Origin of the sequence: Streptomyces sp. NPDC049837 (genome assembly GCF_040674455.1) — a bacterium.
GTDB lineage: Bacteria > Actinomycetota > Actinomycetes > Streptomycetales > Streptomycetaceae > Streptomyces.
The window spans coordinates 1-3,410 of record NZ_JBFAMP010000031.1 but is presented as its reverse complement, the minus strand read 5'-3'; the positions used below and the strand labels follow the sequence as shown (position 1 = coordinate 3,410).

4 protein-coding genes are annotated in these 3,410 nt (G+C 70.4%); 3 read left to right on the top strand and 1 reads right to left on the bottom strand.

Annotation, left to right across the window (positions count from 1 at the left end):
• Both AB0J57_RS34790 and AB0J57_RS34785 read left to right on the top strand, forming a co-directional pair.
• Positions 1-183 (top strand): adenosylhomocysteinase (locus AB0J57_RS34790; protein WP_366132424.1); only part of this gene is annotated, 183 nt, incomplete at its 5' end.
• Positions 184-321: 138 nt separating this feature from the next.
• Positions 322-936: a hypothetical protein gene (locus AB0J57_RS34785; RefSeq protein WP_366132423.1), complete on the top strand. Its 615-nt coding sequence runs from the start codon at positions 322-324 to the stop codon at positions 934-936.
• Between the two features lie 12 nt (positions 937-948).
• Here the strand turns inward: AB0J57_RS34785 and AB0J57_RS34780 are convergent, their stop codons facing one another.
• Positions 949-1,959, bottom strand: a complete 1,011-nt coding sequence (locus tag AB0J57_RS34780) for an RDD family protein (protein WP_366132422.1) — start codon at positions 1,957-1,959, stop codon at positions 949-951.
• 117 nt (positions 1,960-2,076) lie between these two features.
• Here AB0J57_RS34780 and AB0J57_RS34775 point away from each other — a divergent pair, with 117 nt between their 5' ends.
• Positions 2,077-3,084 carry a stage II sporulation protein M gene (locus AB0J57_RS34775; protein WP_366132421.1) on the top strand — a complete coding sequence of 336 codons (1,008 nt, stop codon included), beginning with the start codon at positions 2,077-2,079 and terminating at the stop codon, positions 3,082-3,084.
• The last annotated feature ends 326 nt before the right edge of the window (positions 3,085-3,410 follow it).

Here is a 3,410-nt window from a genome sequence, read left to right as displayed (position 1 = left end):
TTCACCAAGCCCGAGCAGTACCCGACCGACGTCTACGTGCTGCCCAAGCACCTCGACGAGAAGGTCGCCCGCCTCCACCTGGACGCCCTCGGCGTGAAGCTCACGACGCTCCGCCCCGAGCAGGCCGAATACATCGGTGTGAAGGTCGAGGGCCCGTACAAGCCCGACCACTACCGCTACTGACGGCGCCCGTGCACTGACGCACGTCCGCAGCAGCCGGTCAGCGGCAGCATGTACCAGGCAGGCCCCCGCACCCCCGTGCCGGGGGCCTGCCCCGTACCGGGCGTACCCCTACCGCCGATCCCGAGGACCCGAGGACCCATGCCCCGCGGCCGCTATTCGCTCCATGATCCGCACGATCACACCCCCCTCGGTGAAGAGCACTTCAACTGCGCCCCCGGCCCGTCCGGCTGGCGCTACGTCTCCCAGATCACCACCCCCTCCGGCGAGCACGCCGGCTCCGTCGACCTCACCCTCGACGACCTCGGCCGCCCCATCCGCCTCGAACTCCACGCCGCGAGCTGGCAGGTCCGCGGCGCCGCCCTCGACGGCGTCACCTGGGTCCGCACCGACCCCACCGGAACCCACGCCACGGAAGGCAATGTGCGCGCCCACGCCTTCACCGGCACGTCCCCGGCGTTCCTCATCGCGACATCCCGCCTGCTGCGCCTCACCCCCGGTTCTCCCCCCACCCGTGTCCGACTCGTCGCCTTCACGGACCCGGTCCTCGCCCCCCTCACGGTCGACCAGTCGTGGGCCCTGATCAGAAGTGAAGCGCACGCCACTGACAACGGCCCCCTGACCGTGGACGAATACCAGGTCAACGCCCTCGACACGGGCGAACAGCACACGGTCCACATCGCCGGCGACGTGGTCCTCGCGGCCCCCGGCATCGAGCTGGAGGACCTCCAGACCCCACCGTCGGTCTTCCCCTGACCGCTGCCCGCCCTACGCGGGCGGAGCGAACCCCGTGGCGGGCGGCGTGCCGTCGCCCCGACCACTCCCCACCGAGCCCCCGACCCCAGAACCAACCGCCCCAGAGCCACCAACCCCAGCGCCGGACCCACCAACCCCAGCGGACCCACCAACCCCAGTACCGGCCCGATCAACCCCAGCGGACCCACCAACCCCCGGCAGCGAAGCCCCCAAGCCCGCCGAAGCGCCACCAGCCACCGACGCCCCACCGCCCACCGACGACGCCCTACCGCCCTCGGGGGCGAAGGCCCGCCGCGCGTCCCGCGCCTGCCGCTCGTTCACCACCGCGGCCAGATACTCCGCCGCAGGCACCCCCGGCGGCGGAGGCGCACCGGTCCGGGCGACCAGATCGTCGGCCAGTCGCTCCGCCAGCGCCCGCCCCACCTCTCCGTCGAGCTGCCGCATCCGCGTCAGGTACTGGCGTATCGCCAGCCACAGGTCGTCCGGCACCGCCGACAGATCGAGCTGCGCGAACCGCCCGACGAGCCAGGGCGGCGGAGGCGGCACCGCCATCGCCCGGGCCGCCGGCACCCGCTCACGCACGACAAGCGTCCCCGCGAAGACATCACCGATACGCCGCCCCCGGGCCGACACCAGGGAAGCGATGCACGCCACGACGCCGAAGGTCATCAGGATCTCCACGACCCCCATCGCCCCGCGCACCAGCGCGTGCCGGAACCGGATCGGCCCTCCGTCGTCCCGCACCACCCGCAGCCCGCACGCCAGCTTCCCCAGCGAACGCCCATGACTGAGGGTCTCCACCGCTATGGGCCCACCCACCAGCACGAGCATGAACGTCGCGATCGACACCGCCGTGACGGCCGCCTCGTCCAGAGAGGCGGTGGCTATCGCGAGGCCGACGGATATCAGCAGGTACGCGGCCCACACCACGACGAGATCAATGGCAAGGGCCAGCGCCCGGCTCGGCAACCTCGCCGGCTGCAAGCCGAGTACGACCGCGTCCCCCGTCACTACCCCGCTCACAGCGCCCACCCTTCTTCGACCTTCCCCGGCCCTCCGAACGCCAGTCTGTCAAGCTGACCACCAGCGCGCCGCAGTAGTACGAACCGTACGCACCAGTGCCTGGAGCAGCAGCCGATCATGGACCTCGACGTCTACGTCACCGCCCACCGCGCCGAGTGGGACCGCCTGGACCAACTCCTGCGCCGCGGCAACCACCTCACCGGGGCCGAGGCCGACGAACTGGTCGCTCTCTACCAGCGCACCGCCACCCACCTCTCCCTGATCCAGTCCAGCGCCCCGGACCCCATGCTCACGGCCCGACTCACACAACTGGTGGCCCGCGCCCGCGCCACGGTCACGGGCACCCGCCGCGCCTCCTGGCGCGACGCCGCCCGCTTCCTGACAGCCGGGTTCCCCGCAGCGGTCTACCGCTCACGCCACTGGTGGATCCCGACGGCCGTCCTGTCCACCCTCCTGGCCGCGATCATCGGCTGGTGGATCGGCACCCACCCCGAGGTCCAGGCCTCCATCGCGGCCCCCGACGAGCTCCGCCAGATGACCCGCCCCGGCGGGGAGTACGAGACCTACTACTCCAGCCACCCGGCCGCCTCCTTCGCCGCCCAGGTCTGGACGAACAACGCCCAAGCCGCCGCCATGTGCCTGGTCCTCGGTGCCTTCCTCTGCGTCCCGGTGCTGTGGATCCTCTTCCTGAACATGCTGAACCTGGGCGTCGGCCTCGGCCTGATGTCCTCGGCAGGCCGCCTCGACACCTTCCTCGGCCTCGTCCTCCCACACGGCCTGCTGGAACTGACCGCCGTCTTCGTCGCCGCCGGCACCGGCCTCCGGCTCGGCTGGACCCTCATCGACCCGGGCCCCCAATCGCGCCGGACAGCCCTTGCCCAGCAGGGCCGCGCCGCCCTCGGCATGGCCCTCGGCCTGGCGCTGGTCCTCTTCGTCTCGGGCCTGATCGAAGGCTTCGTCACCCCCTCGGGCCTCCCGACCTGGGCCCGCATCACCATCGGCATCGCCGCCGAGCTGGCATTCCTCGTGTACGTGTACGTCCTCGGCGGCCGCGCGGCCAGGGCAGGTGAAACGGGGGACGTGGAGTCCTCCGACCGCAGCGCTGAGCTCCCCACCGCCGCCTGATGTGCGTCCACCCTCGCTGACCTGCTAGTCTCCTCTTCGCCCACAAGACCCGTTGACACGGGTGGCGTGGGGAGGTAGCTTTGAACGGTTGCCTCGGACTGGACAAGTTCGGGGGCAGTCACTAGAGTCTCTCTCGCTCCGGTCGGAATTGATTTCCACGGAGCCAATCCGATTCCCATTCGAATCACGAACGCCGATTAGCTCGGCGGAAATGATTCTGATAAAGTCGGATCAGCCGAAAGGCAAAGGCCTTCCAACGGCCACCGGAACTGAATCCGAACCGGAAACGGAACGGAAAAAGAATCTGGTAAGGTTGGAAACAACGA

Excerpts from the sequence above, each read along its gene's own strand:
- AB0J57_RS34785 (WP_366132423.1), top strand. The coding sequence starts at position 322 with ATGCCCCGCGGCCGCTATTCGCTCCATGATCCGCACGATCACACCCCC.
- AB0J57_RS34775 (WP_366132421.1), top strand. The coding sequence starts at position 2,077 with ATGGACCTCGACGTCTACGTCACCGCCCACCGCGCCGAGTGGGACCGC.